This is a genomic window from Streptomyces sp. NPDC059866, from assembly GCF_042731325.1.
In the GTDB taxonomy this organism is placed as follows: Bacteria; Actinomycetota; Actinomycetes; order Streptomycetales; family Streptomycetaceae; genus Streptomyces; species Streptomyces flavusporus.
The window spans coordinates 1-16630 of the sequence record NZ_JBHWJT010000033.1 but is presented as its reverse complement, the minus strand read 5'-3'; the positions used below and the strand labels follow the sequence as shown (position 1 = coordinate 16630).

The window sequence follows — 16630 nt, the reverse complement described above, 5'->3', positions numbered from 1 at the left end:
AGCCGCATCGGGGCCGGTTACCCGGTCCGATCCTGGACATGTAATGTCCGTAATATGCGAATGGCTAAAGGTGTCGAGTGGGCTCTGCACACGCTGCTCAACCTGGACATGATCGGCGGCGGCCCGGTGGGGAGCGGCCAGCTTGCCGAGGCTCACGGCCTCTCGGCCTCCTACCTCAACAAGCAACTGCAGCTGCTCGCCCGGGCCGGGCTCGTGGTCTCCGTGCCCGGGCCGCGCGGAGGTTTTCGGCTGGCCAGGCCCCTTGAGGCCATCACCCTCCTGGATGTGGTGGAGGCCATCGAGGGAGGCACCCAGCTCTTTCAGTGCACAGAGATCCGTTGCTGCGGCAGGATCGGCGAGCTGTCACCGCCGCCGACAGGTGCATGTGCTGTCAACGCGGCCATGCGCCGGGCGGAACAGGCGTGGCGCCAGGCGCTGGCCGCCCAGAGTCTTGCCGACATCAGGGCGGAGTTGGACCGCACCCCGACGGTGCGTCAGATAGTGCGCTCAGCGCTGAACTGAGTGCGCACAACACCCCGGGCCGAAAGATTCTCTTTGAACGAACAGGACAAGCAACAGTGGACAGAGCCGAGTTGGCGGCCTTCCTCAGAGCACGGCGTGAGGCCCTGCAGCCAGAGGATGTCGGACTCCCCCGTGGGCGGCGTCGGCGGACCGGTGGGCTGCGCAGGGAGGAAGTCGCGGCGCTGTGCGACATGTCGGTCGACTACTACACGAGGATCGAACAACCACGAGGGCCCAATCCCTCGGAACAGATGCTTGCCGCCATAGCCCGCGGTCTGCATCTGTCTCTCGAGGAACGGGATCATCTGTTTCAGCTCGCCGGCCACGCCGTTCCCCAAAGGGTCCGACAGGGCGATCACATCAACCCGGGGATGATGCGCATCCTCGACCGGCTCGAAGACACTCCCGCGCAGGTGGTCAACCACCTGGGTGAGACGCTGAAACAGACGCGCATGGCGGTCGCACTGCTGGGTGACGAGACCGCTTTCACCGGACGGGCCCGCAGTCTGCACTATCGGTGGTTCACCGATCCCGCCGCCCGGCTGATGGTTCCCGAGCGCGACCGCCCCGTACAGAGCCGCCTGCTGGTAGCGGATCTCTACGGCGCGTATGTGCGGGACGGCAGTGACTCGCGCACCGCCGACCTCGTCGATGCACTGCAGGCGGCCAGCCCCGATTTCGCCGCGCTCTGGCGTGAGCACCCGGTACTCGGACCGTACTGCGCGCCCAAACGCTTCCAGCACCCGAAGCTCGGGGCCCTGGAGCTGCACTGCCAGACGCTGGTCGACCCCGCCCAGTCACAACGGCTCCTGGTGTTCACTGCGGTACCGGGCACAGAGAGCCACGCAAGCCTCCAGCTCCTGTCCGCCCTCGGTAGCTAGTCACTTCTCCTCGTTGCTTTCTGTCACGTGTTCACCGACGCCGTCGGCGATGACTGCGGACAGCAGGGCAGGCAGCAGTCCGGGGAAGCGCGCCTCGAGGCTTTCGCGGCGCAGGGTCACGAAGCAACGGGTGCCTTCCTGGCGAGTCTCCGTGACGCCCGCCTCACGCAGCACCTTGAGGTGATGGCTCAGGGTGGACTTGGCCACAGGGGCACGCAACTGCCCCCACCCGCGTTCGGCGCCGTCGGACAACACTCGGACGATGCCCAGCCGCGTCGGGTCACTGAGTGCGCCAAGCAGGCGCGGCAAGATGATCTCGCTCTGGGAAGGTGGTGACGACGGGGCCGGCATGGGGGCCAGGTTACCCATTGTTCGCCACCTTACGAACGTCGGGCTCTTGGAGGGGAACGCGCTGCGCCGCAGGTGGGACCACGCCACACCGGACTTCCTTTCATATTTCGCCCGGCCATCCCGGTCAGTTGTGTGTATCCGCACCATGGCCAGGAGATCACTGTGGAATCGCGCCTCGACTGCGTCGGCAACCCCCTCACCGCGAAGGTCCTGAAGCACATCAGCTCGGCCGGCAAGGTGGCGCCGGATTCGACGAGGAGCAGCTGGTCGCCCTGATCTCCCTCATCGCCATCATCAACGCCTACAACCGCATCAACGTCATCGGCCAGCAGCCTGCCGGGGACTACCAGCCCGGCCAGTTCGACTGACCGGCGTCAACCGGTCCCACCAGCTCCCGTAACACCTTTCACATCATTCCACACCATGCCACACGCAGACACCTGATACGTTGTTCTACGTCCTACGTCCTACGTCCTACGTCCTACGAACATCGAACGAGGGAAAGCAATGCCCAGCTCTCCACCCCTGCACTTCGCAGACCGTGTCGCAATCGTCACAGGAGCAGGATCGGGCATCGGTCGTGCCACTGCGATCGCTCTGGCCGAATCGGGTGCACGCGTCCTCGGCGTGGGTCGCCGGAAGGAGGCCCTGGAGGAGACCGCTCGCGCGCACTCCAACATCGCGGTCCTGCCGCTCGACATCTGCGAGGAGGGCGCTGCGGACAAGGTCGTTGCCACCGCCGTGGAAGGGTGGGGCCGACTCGACCTGCTCGTGAACAACGCCGGCATCACTGCCGTGATGCCTCTGGCAGAGACGGACCGAGCAGTGATTGCCGGCCTGTTCGACCTCAACGTGACGGCGCCGAGCATGCTCGCCCATGCGGCCCTGCCGCACCTGCGCGACTCGTCGGGCTCCATCGTCAACGTCTCGAGCACCTACGGTCATCGCCCCTTGGCCGGAGCAGCCCACTACGCCGCGACCAAGAGCGCCTTGGAGCAACTGACGCGCAGCTGGGCGCTGGAGCTCGCGTCGGAAGGGGTGCGGGTGAACGCGATCGCCCCCGGCCCCACCGAGACGGATGTCCTGGCCGCGGCGGGTCTGCCCCAGGACGCCATCGACGAGCTGCGCGCCGATGAACGTGACCGCATCCCGACGGGCCGTCTCGGCGACCCGAAGGACGTCGCGGACTGGATCCTGCGCATCGCCGATCCCCTGGGCGCACACATCACCGGTCAAGTGCTGACGATCGACGGGGGACTCGAACTCGCCTGAGCTGCTGGGCAGCCGCGGGGATCCGGTAGTGGATCACGTCGCCGCCCGGCTCCCAGAACGTCTCACCGGCCTTGACCACGCGTTCCGGCTCACCCTCCAGCTCAAAGCGCACCTCACCCTCGAGCACGTACCCGAACGCCGGGCCCGAGTGGCGGTGCGGAGGAGTGCCAGGGTCACCAGGCGGCCACTCGACCAGGATGGTCATGGCCGAGGCACCCTCGGGGACATGGGCGGCTTGGCGTCCTGCAGCATCGTCACCGCGGTCTTCCACGCCCCGTAACCCGGCTTGTCGTTCGTCTCGCCCGCTGAGTCCTTGCTTGACACTGTGTTGCACCTCTGTGGTTGTTGCCCCGACAGGCAGGCAGATGACCGTGAGCCGCCGCCGGTGGCGATGGTGGTGTACCAACACCTCTCACTCGACGGTAACGGCGTCCGTGCACTTCAGACGGCTCACGCGGCCGCCTCGAAGTGAAGACCGAGTACGCCGTGCTTCTGTGACAGGTGTCGTAGTTCGGGAGCTCGCTCGAGGTGGGCGCTTCGTGACACTTTTCCGCTCAGTGTCACAACAGCGGTGCCAGGTCTGTCTCATGTAGTGCACGGGGCTGATTTCGCTCGCCTCTTCCCGACGGCCGCCAAAGGCACGTTCGTGCCCGCGACACCGTCTGCCCTCTTCTCCCCACGTCCTGACAGGAAGGCCGCAATGAGTGATCCGACCCGGCCCGCAGAGTCCTCCTCGACGAGTGAGCTCGACCAGCTTCCCGACCGTGACGCCGAGGAAACGAGGGAGTGGCAGGCATCACTCGACGGTGTCATCAGGCATGCCGGGCCCGAACGCGCCGTGTACTTGCTGCGGCGCGTGCACGAGTACGCAGCCAGGTCGGGAGTGGCCCTCCCGGGGCTTCTGTCCTCGGACTACATCAACACGATCCCGGCGTCCTCCCAGCCGGTCTTCCCGGGCGACGTCGCCATGGAGTCCCGTATCACCGCGCTGAACAGGTGGAACGCGGCCGCGATGGTCACCCGCGGTTCCCGCCTGGGTCTCGGCGGTCATATCTCGACCTACGCTTCGGCGGCATGGCTCTATGAGATCGGGTTCAACCACTTCTTCAAGGGCAAGGACGGGGACGGTTCCGGGGACCAGCTGTACCTGCAGGGGCATGCCTCGCCCGGCATCTACGCGCGGGTGTTCCTGGAGGGGCGACTGCGCGAGGAGCAGCTGGACGGCTTCCGGCGGGAGGCCGACGGTCACGGCCTGCCGTCCTACCCGCACCCCCGGCGTCTGCCGTGGCTGTGGGAGTTTCCGACCGTCTCGATGGGGCTCGGCCCTCTTGCCGCCATATACCAGGCCAGGTTCAACCGCTATCTGCACAACAGGGGCATCAAGGACACGTCCGGGTCGCATGTATGGGCCTTCCTGGGGGACGGGGAAGTGGACGAGCCCGAGTCGACGGCTGCGCTGGAACTTGCCGCCCGTGAGCGCCTCGACAACCTCACCTTCGTCGTCAACTGCAACCTGCAGCGGCTGGACGGTCCGGTGCGGTCGAATTCCAAGATCGTGCAGGAGCTCGAGGCCCGGTTCCGCGGCGCCGGCTGGAACGTGGTGAAGACTCTCTGGGGCGAGGCCTGGGACCCGGTGCTGCAGCAGGACACCGACGGCTCCCTCGTCCGCCGCCTCGGCGAGGTACCCGATGCCCAGCTCCAGACGTACGCCGCCCGGGACGCCGCCTACATACGCAAGCATTTCTTCACCGGCGATGCGCTGTCCGGCCTTGCCGCAGGTCTGAGTGACGCGCAGCTCACCGACCTGTTCGAGAACTCCCGGGGCGGACATGAACCGCTCAAGGTCTACGCCGCCTACAGGGCCGCGGTCGAGCACAGGGGCGGGCCCACCGTCGTCCTCGCTCAGACGGTGAAGGGTCACACGCTGGGTCCGGACTTCGAGTCCCGCAACGCCAACCATCAGATGAAGAAGCTGACCACGGCCCAGTTCCGTCAGATGCGCGATGCGCTGGAACTGCCCATCCCGGACAGCGCGCTGAGCGGGGACGTGGTGCCGTTCTGGCACCCGGGTGAAGACTCTGAAGAGGTGCAGTACCTGCGTGACCGGCGCTCGGCTCTGGCCGGCCCCGTTCCCGTACGGAGGGTGGTGGCCAAGCCGCTGCAGCAGCCGCCGTCCGGCCCCTTCGAAGCCCTCCAGAAGGGCTTCGGCAAACAGGAGGTGGCCACCACCATGGCGCTGGTCCGGCTGGTCAAGGACCTGATGCGCGTCGAGGAGACGGGGCGGCGCTGGGTGCCCATCATCCCCGATGAGGCACGTACATTCGGTATGGAATCCCTGTTCCCGACCGCCGGGATCTACTCGCCGGACGGTCAGACCTACGAGCCGGTCGATGTCGATCAGCTACTGCGCTACAGGGAGGCCAAGGACGGCCAGCTCATCGACGAGGGCATCACCGAAGCCGGGTCACTGGCCGAGTTCACCGCTGCGGCGACGGCGTATGCCACACACGGCGAACCCATGATCCCCTTCTACATCTTCTATGCCATGTTTGGGTTCCAGCGCACGGGCGACCAGTTCTGGGCCCTGGCCGACCAGTTGGGCCGTGGCTTCGTCGTCGGGGCGACGGCCGGCCGTACGACGATGACCGGCGAGGGACTGCAGCACGCCGACGGGCACTCCCACCTGCTCGCATCCACGAATCCGGCCGCCGTCAGCTACGACCCGGCCTTCGCGTACGAGATCGCGGTGATCGTCAGGGAAGGCCTGCGCCGGATGTACGGCGACCGGTCCGAGGACATCTTCTATTACCTGACGGTCTACAACGAGCCCAAACAGCAGCCGGCCATGCCCACCGGGCCATCGGTCGAGGAAGGGATCCTGCGGGGCATATACCGGTTCCGGCAGGCGGAGCCCGGCGAGGCAGGACCACGGATCCAGTTGCTGGCCTCCGGCACGGCCATCCACTGGGCGCTGGAAGCCCAGGAACTTCTCATGTCCCAATGGGGTGTCCAGGCTGACGTCTGGTCAGTGACGTCCTGGACGGAGTTGCGCCGCGATGCGTTGAATGCCGACCGGGCACGGCTGCGGGGTGAGGAGTGTGTCCCGTATGTGACCCGCGCGCTGTCGGGAGCCGATGGGCCGGTCCTGGCGGTCAGCGACTGGATGCGGCAGGTGCCCGATCAGATCAGCCAGTGGGTCGAGCAGGACTACTCGTCGCTGGGAACGGACGGCTTCGGGCTGTCGGACACCCGCGATGCCGTACGCCGCTATTTCCGAGTGGACGCCGAGTCGATCGTGGTTGCCGCCCTGGACCAGTTGGCGCGGGCCGGCGCAGTCCACCCGGCGATGGTGGTCCAAGCGCGCGATCGCTACGGCTGGCAGGGGTGAGCACGCCAGGCGTCCCGAGCGGATGTGCCCGCTCGGAGCAGAGGCGGGGCAGCCCGCACATGACGACGCGCGCCCTGCTGTGACCGCTTGTAGCATGGATGTCCTCCAGAACTGGAGGACATCCATGCGCGCCAGGGACGATGGAGGCGCCCTCGACGAGGCAACGAGGGAGTTCATGGCAGCGCGTCCCCAGCTCTTCGGCATCGCGTACCGGGTGCTCGGCAGTGCTGTGGAAACCGAGGACATCGTCCAGGAGGCGTGGTTGCGGTGGCAGAACACCGATCGCGCCGACATCCGCGAGCCGGTGGCGTTCCTGGCCACGGTCACCGCTCGGCTGGCGATCAACTTCGCCCAGTCCGCCAGAATGCGGCATGAGTCCTACATCGGGCCCTGGCTTCCCGAGCCGGTCGACACCGGCATGGATCCGCAGGTGGGCGCGGAGCGAGCCGAGGCAGTCGACCTGGCGGTTCTCCTGCTCCTGGAGAAGCTGAACCCCGTGGAACGGGCTGCCTACGTTCTCAGGGAAGCCTTCGACTACCCGTACCAGCAGATCGCGGACATCCTGGAGACCAGTGAAACCAATACACGCCAGTTGGTGAGCCGCGCCCGGAAGCATCTGTCAGCGGAACGCCGGGAGCCGGTCAGCCCGGACGCTCACCGGCGACTGCTGGAGGTGTTCCTCGCCGCGGCGCAGACCGGCAGTCTGGCGGCGCTGGAGGATGTTCTCACGACGTTCGCCGGGTCGAGGCCAACGGCAGGCCGGCCGTTCTTTTCTCCGCCGAGGGGAAAGTCGGTGGCTCTGCTGTCCGTGAATGTGTCGGCACGAGGCATCGAACGCATCATGTGGTTAGTGAATCCGGCCGAACTGGCTCCTTACGTGGCTTCACCGAACAACTGATGCACGCCGAGCCACCGCCGGGGATGTCACAGGACGAGGGGCCACGCGGTCTGAGGGGTGTCCCTCCCCCCTTCACCCGCGGCATGCGACATCCGAGATGAGGAACCCTGTGAATACTTTCGTGATCGTCGGTGGTGGTCTGGCCGCGGGCAAGGCGGCCGAGGCACTGCGGGAACACGGCCACAGCGGCCCGCTCGTCATCATCGGCGACGAGCGTGAGAAGCCGTACATTCGGCCGCCGCTGTCCAAGGGTTACCTGCTGGGCAAGGAGGAGCGCGATTCGATCTTCGTGCATCCCGATGACTGGTACCGGGAGCACGATGTCGACCTGCTGCTGGACACGCGTGCGCGCGCGGTCGACCGGCGGGCACGGACGGTGGAACTCGACGACGGCCGTCAGGTCTCCTACACCAAGCTGCTCCTGGCCACTGGCTCGACACCACGTCGTCTGTCCGTCCCGGGAGCGGATCTCGACAACGTTCTGTATCTGCGTCGTGTGGGAGACAGCGAACGGCTCAAGTCCGCCTTCACGGCGGGGGCGAAGATCGTCGTGATCGGTGCCGGATGGATCGGTCTGGAAACCGCCGCGGCAGCTCGGACGGCCGGCGCCGAGGTAACGGTGCTCGAGCACTCGGAGCTTCCCCTGCTGAAGGTGCTGGGGCGCGAAGCGGCTGAAGTGTTCGCTGCCCTCCACACTGATCACGGTGTCAGTCTGCTGCCTCATGTGCAGGTGGAGTCCCTCACCGGAACAGACGGCCGGGTGGACGGGGTGCTGCTCGCTGACGGCAGGCACCTGGCCGCGGACGCCGTGGTCGTGGGCGTCGGCATCACCCCCAATGTCCAACTCGCCCAGGAGGCAGGCCTGGACGTGCAGAACGGCATCGTCACCGACGAGCATCTGCAGACTTCAGGAGCCGACATCTACGCCGCAGGCGATGTCGCCAACGCCTACCACCCGCTGCTCGGCCGCCACCTCCGGGTCGAGCACTGGGCCAATGCCCTGCATCAGCCGGATGTGGCGGCGCTCAGCATGCTCGGCAAGGACGCTGTCTACGACCGGCTGCCGTACTTCTACACGGACCAGTACGACCTCGGAATGGAGTACACGGGTTACACGGAACCAGGCGGCTACGACCGCGTCGTCTTCCGCGGTGAGCCGTCCGAGCGACGCTTCATCGCGTTCTGGATGGCGGGGAGCCGCGTACTGGCAGGCATGAGTGTCAACGTGTGGGACGTCATGGCCCCGATCCGGTCCCTCATCACCTCCGGGTCGGACATCGACGACGCGCTCCTCTCCGACCCGGACGTGCCCCTGGACCGCATCCTGCCGTGACGCCCCGGCGCGGGCGGGAGTGGGCACGGAAGGGTGTCACAGATCCCGGCGCGGCCTGGTCGTGGTGAATGACAACCCAGGCGATCGGAGCAGACAGTGGCTATCAGCGAACAACGTCTTTCCACCATGGTGCTGGTGATCGGCACCGGTGGTGCGGGGCTGCGAGCGGCGATCGAACTGGCCGAGGCCGGTGTCGACGTCCTTGCGGTCGGCAAGCGTCCCAAGGAGGACGCCCATACGGCGCTTGCCGCTGGAGGAATCAACGCGGCCCTGGCCACCATGGATCCCGAGGACAGCTGGCAGCAGCACGCAGCCGACACTCTCAAGGAGAGTTATCTGCTCGCCGACCCCCGCACCGCCCAGATCGTCACCCAGGGCGCCGCCCGAGGCATCGACGACCTGGAACGCTACGGAATGGCCTTCGCCAGGGAAGAGGACGGCCGGATCTCCCAGCGCTTCTTCGGCGCACACAAGTTCCGGCGGACCGCCTTCGCCGGCGACTACACCGGTCTGGAGATCCAGCGCACGCTCATCAGGCGCGCGGAGCAGCTCGACATCCCCGTGCTCGACGGCGTCTACATCACCCGGCTCCTGGTGCACGACGGCGCCGTCTTCGGTGCCTACGGCTTCGACCTCACGAACGGAAAGCGTTACCTGATCCACGCCGACGCCGTCATTCTTGCCGCGGGCGGCCACACCCGTATCTGGCGGCGCACGTCCTCCCGGCGTGACGAGAACACGGGTGACTCCTTCCGCCTTGCCGTGGAGGCCGGAGCCCGTCTGCGCGACCCCGAGCTGGTGCAGTTCCATCCTTCGGGGATCATCGAGCCGGAGAACGCGGCCGGCACCCTGGTCAGCGAGGCCGCCCGCGGTGAGGGCGGGATCCTGCGCAACGCGCTCGGGGAACGGTTCATGGCCCGCTACGACCCTGAGCGAATGGAACTGTCCACCCGCGACCGCGTGGCCCTGGCCTCCTACACGGAGATCAAGGAAGGGCGGGGAACCTCGAAGGGAGGCGTGTGGCTCGACGTCTCGCACCTGCCGCGGCAGACGATCATGACGCGGCTGCCCCGTGTCTACCAGACTCTGCTGGACCTGCAGATGCTGGACATCACCCGCGAGCCGATCGAGATCGCGCCCACTGCCCACTACTCGATGGGCGGGGTGTGGGTGCGCCCCGAGGACCACAGCACTGACGTGCGTGGCCTCTACGCCATCGGTGAGGCGTCGAGCGGGTTGCACGGCGCCAACCGCCTCGGTGGGAACAGTCTCATCGAGCTGCTGGTCTTCGGCCGCATCACAGGCCAGGCGGCCGCCGCCTACTCGCAGTCCCTGACCGCGCACCCTCGGTCGGCGTCGGCCATCGCGCAGGCCCGCGCGGAGATCGACGATCTTCTCGCAGCCGACGGACCGGAGAACGTCCGCGCCCTGCAGCGCGCCATCCGCAACACCATGACCGAGCATGCGGGAGTCGTACGCGACGAAGAGGGCCTGCGCGCCGGGCTGGCGGAACTCAAGGTGATCGAGAAGAGGATGGAGGGCGTGGGCATCCACCCGGACATCGCCGGCTATCAGGACCTCGCGCACGCCTTCGATCTCAAGTCCGCCGCCCTGGCAGCCCGGGCCACCCTCGAAGCAGCACTGGAGCGTCGCGAGACGCGTGGCTGTCACAACCGAAGCGACTACCCGGACCTGGATCCCGCTCTGCAGGTCAATCTCGTGTGGTCCCCGGAGACGGGAATCACCCGCGAGAGCATTCCGGCCGTCCCGGACGAGATTTCCTCTCTGATGCAGGAGGTCTCCACGGATGGAAAGCTTGTCGAATGACCTCGGGCACTCCACGAGGGGAGATCTTCCCGATTCATGCGAGCCCCCTGTCACAAGTAGCGCCGCTGTCCGGTCTCTTCTAGTGCAGATGGATTGAAACCCTCCGAGAGGAAGCCGTTATGAAGGTCGTAGTGATCGGTGGAACCGGGCTCATCGGCTCAAAGCTGGTCGGAAAGCTCAATGAGCACGGGCACGAGGCGGTCGCGGCCGCACCCAACACCGGCGTCAACACTCTGACGGGCGAGGGTCTGGCCGAGGTCCTGAAGGGCGCGTCGGTCGTGGTCGACGTGTCCAACTCCCCCTCGTGGGAGGACGAGGCCGTCATGAACTTCTTCCGCACCTCCACGGCCAACCTCCTCAAGGCGGAGGCCGAGGCCGGCGTGACGCACCACGTGGCGCTGTCCGTGGTCGGCACCGACCGTCTCCTGGAGAGCGGGTACTTCCGGGCCAAGCAGGCCCAGGAAGACCTGATCAAGGAGTCCGGCATGCCCTACTCCATCGTCCACGCCACCCAGTTCTTCGAGTTCGTCAGGGGGATCGCGGACATCTCGACCGAGGGCGACACCGTGCGTCTGTCCTCTGCCAAGATCCAGCCCATCTACTCCGACGACGTGGCCGCGGCCGTCGGCCGCACCGCGGTCGGCGCCCCGGTCAACGGCGTGGTGGAGGTCGCGGGCCCCGACGTGTTCCAGCTCGACGAGCTGATCCGCGAGGCACTCGCCGCCAAGAACGACCCCCGCACGGTCGTCACGGACCCGCACGCCCCGTACTCCGGTGCCCAGCTGCAGGAGACCACGCTCCTGCCGGGTCCGGACGCGCACATCGCCGAGACCAAGTTCGCCGACTGGCTCGCGCAGCAGCAGTAAGTCCTGCCGGGGCCCCTGCCAGCCGGCGCCCGGCCGGCAGGGGCCCCGCATTCCGGCCGCAGGTTCGCTCCACCGCGTACACGGCCACTGCGTCGGCATTCCTTGCCGCAGTGTGTCGGAATTCGCTCCTGCCTGAGATCCATGCACCAAGGAACCGGCTCGCCATGTTCATCCGCAAGGAAACCACTGTTTCGGATGCCGCGCCCCATGAAGGGCTGACCGGCGTCTATTCCATTGACCCGGTCCACAGCACGATCGGATTCTCCGTCCGGCATGCCATGATCACCAACGTGCGAGGGAAGTTCACCGCCTTCGAAGGGCTCCTCAAGCTCGATGGAGCCCATCCCACGCGGTCCAAGGCCTACCTCAGTGTCCAGACCGGCAGTGTGGACACGGGTTTTGCTGAGCGGGACGCGCATGTCACCGGCCCCGACTTCCTCGACTCGGCGACGTTCCCTCTGATGAGCTTCCACTCCACCGGAATCCTCGATGCCGGTGACGACCGGTTCCGCATGGCGGGATACCTCCGGATCAAGGACGTGGAGCTGCCCGTTCACATCGACCTCGAGTTCGGTGGAGCAAGCCGGGACTCCTACGGCCAGAACCGCATCGGCTTCGAGGGTACGGCCACCCTGCAGCGCTCCGACTGGGGACTTGACCGGAACACGGTCCTGACCACAGGTGGGGTCCTGATCAGCGACAAGGTGAAGCTGATGCTCGACATATCCGCTGTACAGCTGGGCACACAATGACCCGAGCCACTGAGAACCGAACCGACATCGCGGCCACAGTCGTGTCGCTGGCCGCTGAAGCCATCGAGCTGCAGACCCGTGTCAACGAGCTTCACCAGGAACTCGTGAACCTCAACGAACGGATCAGAACCATCTCCAACGTTCTGCAGCAGCTCTCCCCCAGGTGAGGCGCGCTCACCGGAGGTCGGTGGCAGGTGACGACGAACGGGCGGGGCGGCATCTTTGCCGCCCCGCCCTTTGGGGTGCGCCGGTGTGCGAGGCTCGGACTTCGACCGTCACGCCGCCGTTGTGACCGTGTCCTGGGTCCGGCGGGCCTGACGCCGCCTCAGCGCGCGGCGTTCGCTGTCCGTCATGCCGCCCCAGATGCCTTCCACCTGCCCCACTTGCAGGGCCCAGTCGAGGCACTGCTCCACCACAGGGCAACGGCGACACACGGCCCTCGCTTCGTCGATCTGCTCAAGTGTCGGACCGGTGTTTCCTATGGGGAAGAACAGCTCGGGGTCTTCGTGCAGGCATGCTGCCCGTTCGCGCCAGTACATTTCAATCATGGTCCTTCTCGGCTGTACAAAGAGTTGTGGGGGCTGTCAGCTGTGACCGGGTAACCGGCGTACGTGTGACACGCAGCCGAGTTCCGTGTGGCGCTGAAGGGGACCATGTCTGTGGATGTCGCCTACTGGATGCCGAGGAGCAGCAGCGGTGAGGAGCGGCCTGTGAGGTTCGGTCAGGTGGCGGAGCGCTCGTCGGATCGGCGGCGGCGCAGCGCGGTCTGCTGGATGGCGGGTGTGTTGTAGGCCGTGTCGAGCGTCCCGATGTCGGTGCCGGGCGGCACGATCGCGTCGATCTGGTCGAGGATTTCGTCGGTCAGGGTGGTCTCGGCGCCGGCGAGGAGGTCGTCGAGGTGGTCCATGGTGCGCGGTCCGATGATCGCGGAGGTGACGCCGGGATGGGAGATCGCGAAGGCCATCGCCAGGTGCGTCAGCGACATCCCGGCCTTCTGGGCGAGGGGGATGAGCTGTTCGACGGCGTCGAGCCGGCGCTCGTCGCTCATGTGCTGGAAACCGAAGCGGGCCCGGTGACTGTCGGCCTGTCGGCCCTTGCGGTAGCGGCCGGTGAGCAGGCCCCCGGCGAGGGGGCTCCAGACCATGGCGCCCATGCCGTACCGCTCGCAGACGGGCAGTACCTCGCGCTCGATGCTGCGGTTGAGGATCGAGTACGGCGGCTGCTCGGTGCGGAACCGCACCAGGCCCCGCCGCTCGGCGACCCACTGCGCCTCGACGATGTCCGAGGCGGGAAAGGTCGAGCTGCCGACGGCCCGGACCTTGCCCGCGCGCACGAGGTCGGTGAGGGCTGAGAGGGTCTCTTCCACATCGGTGTCCGGTGCGGGCCGGTGGATCTGGAACAGATCGACGTGGTCGGTGCCCAGGCGGCGCAGGGAGTCCTCCAGCGCGCGGACCAGCCAGCGCCGCGAGTTGCCCTGCTGGTTGGGGTCGTCCCCCATCGGGAGGTGGGCCTTGGTGGCCAGCACGACATTGTCCCGGCGGCCCTTGAGGGCTTTTCCGACGATCTCCTCGGACTCGCCGCGTGAGTAGGCGTCGGCGGTGTCGACGAAGTTGATGCCCGCGTCCAGCGCCTTGTGGATGATGCGTACGGAGTCGTCGTGGTCGGGGTTGCCGATGGCGCCGAACATCATCGCGCCCAGGCAGTACGGGCTGACCTTGATGCCGGTTCGGCCCAGCGTGCGGTACCTCATTGGTTCTCCTCGTGCGTTGGCCGGTGCGCTGCAGCGCGATACGCTTGCGTAAGCGGAACGGTGTTCCGTTCCGCTGCGACAATACGGAACGATGTTCCGGTTAGCAAGAGGAGTACACCGTGAGCGACGGCCCGGCGGACGGGGGGCGGCCCCGCCAGCGCATGCGCGCCGACGCGCAGCGCAGCATCGACACGCTGCTCACCGCGGCTGCCGAGGTGTTCACCACCTCCGGCGTGGACGCCCCCGTGCGACAGATCACCGCCAAGGCGGGCGTGGGAGCAGGCACCCTCTACCGGCACTTCCCGCAGCGCTCGGACCTCATCGCCGCGGTCTTCCGTCATGAAGTCGACGCCTGCGCCGACGCCGCCGCCTCCCTTGTGGCACAGCACGAGCCGGTCGACGCGCTCGCCCGGTGGCTGCAGCGTTTCGCGGCCTTCATCGCCACGAAGCGCGGCCTCAGCGCCGCTCTGCACTCGGGAGACCCGGCCTACGACAGCCTGCCCTGCTACTTCCAGCAGCGCTTCGTGCCTGTCCTCGGCGCGCTCCTCGACACCGCGGCGAAAGCCGGCCAGATCCGCTCCGACATCGATCCCGAGGACCTGCTGCGCGCCGTGGGCAATCTGACCCTGCCCGCCCAGGAGGACGACAGCGGCCACACGCAGCGCATGATCGCCCTGCTCGTCGACGGACTCCGCTACGGCACCCACGGGTCCGGGTGAGTAACGGCCCGACACTCTCCACCCAAGGTGCAGTCAGCGAAAAAGCTTCTCCGCGAACAGTGGCAACCATGCCCTCCGGCTCCACGGTGACTGCCCTGTTTCGTGCCCTGTCGTCAGTGGGGTGAGTCCTTTGGGGACCCGCGAGGCCCGTCCGGTGCACCTACATCAGGAATGGGGCACTGCATATGATGTCGGTGGGGGACCCGTTCCCGCGTTCAGTCCGAGCGGCACCGCACGTGAGCCGGGCGCGGCACGAGGGGTTGAGATGAGAGGAACACATGGTCTCTGTAACTCACGCGGCGCACAACATTGAGGTCACCGCTGAGAGCCTGCAGGAGGAACTGGCCCGCCTGCAGGTCCAGAAGCAGGCGCTGGAAAGGGAGCTGGCTGCGGTCGTGGCGCATCTCGGCTCGGTGCAGCGGGCCCTCAGCGCCCTCGAGACCCTGATGCTCGACCGGGCTGCTGCGGCCCCGACGGGCACGGCGGACGCTGCAGCTGCGCAACGGGGCCAGGCTGCGACGCCCGGCGAACCGCAGACCGACCGTGCCTCCGCCGAGTCCGCAGACGCCACACCGAAGTCCGCGCCCCAGCCTCGGAAGCCGGAGAGCGGCAAGGCTGCGGAACGTCCTGTCGCCGCCGGCACCGCCACGGTCGGGCAGAAGAAGTACGGCAAGCTCACCGAACAGATCATGGAGTACTTCGCCAACGTCGGTGATGTCGACGTCCGGGCCCGTGATGTTGCCTCGGCTCTCGACCGTGACTCCGACAGCGGAAGCATCAACGGCGTCCGCAGCACACTCGACCGTCTTGTCGGTGCCTCCCGCATCGAGCGCACCGGCCGGGGTCTGTACCGCGCCAAGCGTTCCTAGGCGTACCCCCTGGCCGGCGCGGGGGCGCATCGGCATGCCGCAGCGGGGCCATGAGGGCGCCCGGGCGCCACCCATCGGGGGATTGCGTGGCGCCCGGGCGCTGCACCTGCGGGCTCTAGTCGCAGGTGTTGCGTTCCGGACACCTGTCACGGGGGTTGTGTCCACGGCACCCGAGAACGCTGTGATCAGCATATCAAAGCTTTGCCACTGTGTGACATGCTATCTCTGCCCGGCCCGGTCATCACCGGGCCGGGCGGCCTCCGGCACATGCGACGACTGGTGGTCAGACGGGCTGTCCGATCGGTCGGATGGTGAGGGTGTTGAGGTCGACGCCGAAGGGCTGGTCGAGGGCGATGGCCTCGGCCACCGGCTGGGCCGGCAGGGCGGCGGCGGGCGTGGCTCCCTCGGTCCAGAAGGGGGTGTCGATCATGCCGGGCGCGATGAGGGTGACGCCCACACCGACGGTGGTGGCGTACATGCGGATGTTCTCCGCCAGCCCGGTGACGGCCCATTTGGTGGCCGAGTACAGGTTCGACGGGGCGTTCTTCAGTCCGGCGACGCTGCCGATGAGCACCAACCGCCCCTGGCTCTCCCGCAGATGGGGCAGTGCCGCCCTGGCCAGCAGGGCAGGGCCCAGGACATTGGTGAGGACCATCGCCGGCCACAGGGTGGGATCACCGTCACCGTGGCTGATCGTCGCGCCACCGGTGCGGAAGTAGTCGGCGGAGGTGAAGCCCGCGTTGGCGATGGCGGCATCCAGGCCCCCGAAGTGCTCCACGGTCCGGGCGACGGCCGCCTGGGTGGCCTCCCAGTCGGCCGCGTCGGCGACCACACCCATCAGTTCCTTGGGCCGTCCCACCTCCGTCAGGAAGACTTGCAGTTTGTCGGAGTTGCGGCCGGTGACGGCAACCCGGTGGCCTCGTTCGAGGAGCAGGCGCGCGGTAAGGGCGCCGATACCGCTGGTTGCCCCGGTGATGAGTGCGTTCTTGCCGTTCACGGTCATGGTCGCTGCGGTGCCTCCGTATGGGCGAGGCCGGCCTTGGCGAACTCCTCGATGGTCGTTCGTCCGCGCTCGGGAGTTCCTTCGAAGCGGATGTGGCCGGTGTTGAGGCTCAGTCAAGATTTTCGTGATGGGGTGACCGGACGTCACTTCGTTGGGCCAGGAGGACGCGTTTGCGGAGGAGGGCGAAACCGGCTCTGCC

At 67.2% G+C, this 16630-nt stretch carries 16 protein-coding genes and 2 pseudogenes; 13 read left to right on the top strand and 5 right to left on the bottom strand.

Going from position 1 to position 16630, the window contains the following annotated elements; genetic code table 11:
* The first annotated feature begins 60 nt into the window (after positions 1 to 60).
* Together ACFV7R_RS36965 and ACFV7R_RS36960 are read left to right on the top strand one after the other, a co-directional pair.
* A complete protein-coding gene (locus ACFV7R_RS36965; RefSeq protein WP_385271865.1) occupies positions 61 to 522 on the top strand; it encodes an RrF2 family transcriptional regulator in 462 nt (153 codons plus the stop codon).
* Between the two features lie 56 nt (positions 523 to 578).
* Positions 579 to 1403 carry a helix-turn-helix transcriptional regulator gene (locus ACFV7R_RS36960; protein ID WP_385271862.1) on the top strand — a complete coding sequence of 275 codons (825 nt, stop codon included), beginning with the start codon at positions 579 to 581 and terminating at the stop codon, positions 1401 to 1403.
* On the opposite strand, the gene ACFV7R_RS36955 is transcribed toward ACFV7R_RS36960, so the two are convergent.
* The gene (locus ACFV7R_RS36955) at positions 1404 to 1772 is read right to left on the bottom strand and encodes an ArsR/SmtB family transcription factor (protein ID WP_385271860.1); all 369 of its coding nucleotides are present in this window, start codon (positions 1770 to 1772) and stop codon (positions 1404 to 1406) included.
* 230 nt (positions 1773 to 2002) lie between these two features.
* Here ACFV7R_RS36955 and ACFV7R_RS36950 point away from each other — a divergent pair.
* Together ACFV7R_RS36950 and ACFV7R_RS36945 are read left to right on the top strand one after the other, a co-directional pair.
* A pseudogene (locus tag ACFV7R_RS36950) lies at positions 2003 to 2122 on the top strand (carboxymuconolactone decarboxylase family protein); the annotation flags it as partial.
* Positions 2123 to 2261: 139 nt separating this feature from the next.
* Positions 2262 to 3026: an SDR family NAD(P)-dependent oxidoreductase gene (locus ACFV7R_RS36945; RefSeq protein ID WP_385271857.1), complete on the top strand. Its 765-nt coding sequence runs from the start codon at positions 2262 to 2264 to the stop codon at positions 3024 to 3026.
* Between the two features lie 22 nt (positions 3027 to 3048).
* On the opposite strand, the pseudogene ACFV7R_RS36940 reads toward ACFV7R_RS36945, so the two are convergent.
* Positions 3049 to 3278 (bottom strand): annotated as a pseudogene (locus ACFV7R_RS36940) (cupin domain-containing protein); the annotation flags it as partial.
* A gap of 448 nt (positions 3279 to 3726) precedes the next feature.
* Between ACFV7R_RS36940 and aceE the strand changes: the two are divergent.
* The 7 genes from aceE (at position 3727) to ACFV7R_RS36905 (ending at position 12257) form a co-directional block, all read left to right on the top strand.
* Positions 3727 to 6414, top strand: a complete 2688-nt coding sequence (gene aceE / locus ACFV7R_RS36935; RefSeq protein ID WP_385271854.1) for a pyruvate dehydrogenase (acetyl-transferring), homodimeric type — start codon at positions 3727 to 3729, stop codon at positions 6412 to 6414.
* A 124-nt stretch (positions 6415 to 6538) separates the two neighbouring features.
* Positions 6539 to 7312, top strand: a complete 774-nt coding sequence (locus ACFV7R_RS36930; protein ID WP_385271851.1) for a sigma-70 family RNA polymerase sigma factor — start codon at positions 6539 to 6541, stop codon at positions 7310 to 7312.
* 97 nt (positions 7313 to 7409) lie between these two features.
* A complete protein-coding gene (locus ACFV7R_RS36925; RefSeq protein WP_385271848.1) occupies positions 7410 to 8645 on the top strand; it encodes an NAD(P)/FAD-dependent oxidoreductase in 1236 nt (411 codons plus the stop codon).
* A 126-nt stretch (positions 8646 to 8771) separates the two neighbouring features.
* The gene (locus ACFV7R_RS36920) at positions 8772 to 10472 is read left to right on the top strand and encodes an L-aspartate oxidase (RefSeq protein ID WP_385272030.1); all 1701 of its coding nucleotides are present in this window, start codon (positions 8772 to 8774) and stop codon (positions 10470 to 10472) included.
* A gap of 119 nt (positions 10473 to 10591) precedes the next feature.
* On the top strand, positions 10592 to 11338 hold the full coding sequence (locus ACFV7R_RS36915; RefSeq protein WP_385271845.1) for an SDR family oxidoreductase: 747 nt from the start codon (positions 10592 to 10594) through the stop codon (positions 11336 to 11338).
* Positions 11339 to 11502: 164 nt separating this feature from the next.
* Complete coding sequence (locus tag ACFV7R_RS36910; RefSeq protein WP_385271842.1) at positions 11503 to 12090, top strand: YceI family protein; 588 nt, start codon at positions 11503 to 11505, stop codon at positions 12088 to 12090.
* Positions 12087 to 12257, top strand: a complete 171-nt coding sequence (locus tag ACFV7R_RS36905; protein WP_385271840.1) for a hypothetical protein — start codon at positions 12087 to 12089, stop codon at positions 12255 to 12257. Before ACFV7R_RS36910 ends, ACFV7R_RS36905 begins: the two co-directional genes overlap by 4 nt.
* Positions 12258 to 12365: 108 nt before the next feature.
* Here ACFV7R_RS36905 and ACFV7R_RS36900 read toward each other — a convergent pair whose 3' ends face one another.
* Together ACFV7R_RS36900 and ACFV7R_RS36895 are read right to left on the bottom strand one after the other, a co-directional pair.
* The gene (locus ACFV7R_RS36900) at positions 12366 to 12629 is read right to left on the bottom strand and encodes a WhiB family transcriptional regulator (RefSeq protein ID WP_385271837.1); all 264 of its coding nucleotides are present in this window, start codon (positions 12627 to 12629) and stop codon (positions 12366 to 12368) included.
* Between the two features lie 182 nt (positions 12630 to 12811).
* Complete coding sequence (locus tag ACFV7R_RS36895) at positions 12812 to 13840, bottom strand: aldo/keto reductase (RefSeq protein WP_385271834.1); 1029 nt, start codon at positions 13838 to 13840, stop codon at positions 12812 to 12814.
* A 161-nt stretch (positions 13841 to 14001) separates the two neighbouring features.
* On the opposite strand from ACFV7R_RS36895, the gene ACFV7R_RS36890 reads away from it, so the two are divergent.
* Together ACFV7R_RS36890 and ACFV7R_RS36885 are read left to right on the top strand one after the other, a co-directional pair.
* Complete coding sequence (locus tag ACFV7R_RS36890) at positions 14002 to 14559, top strand: TetR/AcrR family transcriptional regulator (RefSeq protein WP_385272027.1); 558 nt, start codon at positions 14002 to 14004, stop codon at positions 14557 to 14559.
* A gap of 278 nt (positions 14560 to 14837) precedes the next feature.
* A complete protein-coding gene (locus ACFV7R_RS36885) occupies positions 14838 to 15428 on the top strand; it encodes a hypothetical protein (RefSeq protein WP_385271831.1) in 591 nt (196 codons plus the stop codon).
* A gap of 283 nt (positions 15429 to 15711) precedes the next feature.
* Here the strand turns inward: ACFV7R_RS36885 and ACFV7R_RS36880 are convergent, their stop codons facing one another.
* On the bottom strand, positions 15712 to 16431 hold the full coding sequence (locus ACFV7R_RS36880; protein ID WP_385271828.1) for an SDR family oxidoreductase: 720 nt from the start codon (positions 16429 to 16431) through the stop codon (positions 15712 to 15714).
* Positions 16432 to 16630: the final 199 nt, after the last annotated feature.

Bases quoted from the DNA above. Each gene is read 5' to 3' on its own strand.
- ACFV7R_RS36965 (WP_385271865.1), top strand. From the start codon at position 61: ATGGCTAAAGGTGTCGAGTGGGCTCTGCACACGCTGCTCAACCTGGAC.
- ACFV7R_RS36955 (WP_385271860.1), bottom strand. From the start codon at position 1,772: ATGGGTAACCTGGCCCCCATGCCGGCCCCGTCGTCACCACCTTCCCAG.
- ACFV7R_RS36945 (WP_385271857.1), top strand. From the start codon at position 2,262: ATGCCCAGCTCTCCACCCCTGCACTTCGCAGACCGTGTCGCAATCGTC.
- aceE (WP_385271854.1), top strand. From the start codon at position 3,727: ATGAGTGATCCGACCCGGCCCGCAGAGTCCTCCTCGACGAGTGAGCTC.
- ACFV7R_RS36930 (WP_385271851.1), top strand. From the start codon at position 6,539: ATGCGCGCCAGGGACGATGGAGGCGCCCTCGACGAGGCAACGAGGGAG.
- ACFV7R_RS36925 (WP_385271848.1), top strand. From the start codon at position 7,410: ATGAGGAACCCTGTGAATACTTTCGTGATCGTCGGTGGTGGTCTGGCC.
- ACFV7R_RS36920 (WP_385272030.1), top strand. From the start codon at position 8,772: ATGGTGCTGGTGATCGGCACCGGTGGTGCGGGGCTGCGAGCGGCGATC.
- ACFV7R_RS36915 (WP_385271845.1), top strand. From the start codon at position 10,592: ATGAAGGTCGTAGTGATCGGTGGAACCGGGCTCATCGGCTCAAAGCTG.
- ACFV7R_RS36910 (WP_385271842.1), top strand. From the start codon at position 11,503: ATGTTCATCCGCAAGGAAACCACTGTTTCGGATGCCGCGCCCCATGAA.
- ACFV7R_RS36905 (WP_385271840.1), top strand. From the start codon at position 12,087: ATGACCCGAGCCACTGAGAACCGAACCGACATCGCGGCCACAGTCGTG.
- ACFV7R_RS36900 (WP_385271837.1), bottom strand. From the start codon at position 12,629: ATGTACTGGCGCGAACGGGCAGCATGCCTGCACGAAGACCCCGAGCTG.
- ACFV7R_RS36895 (WP_385271834.1), bottom strand. From the start codon at position 13,840: ATGAGGTACCGCACGCTGGGCCGAACCGGCATCAAGGTCAGCCCGTAC.
- ACFV7R_RS36890 (WP_385272027.1), top strand. From the start codon at position 14,002: ATGCGCGCCGACGCGCAGCGCAGCATCGACACGCTGCTCACCGCGGCT.
- ACFV7R_RS36885 (WP_385271831.1), top strand. From the start codon at position 14,838: ATGGTCTCTGTAACTCACGCGGCGCACAACATTGAGGTCACCGCTGAG.
- ACFV7R_RS36880 (WP_385271828.1), bottom strand. From the start codon at position 16,431: ATGACCGTGAACGGCAAGAACGCACTCATCACCGGGGCAACCAGCGGT.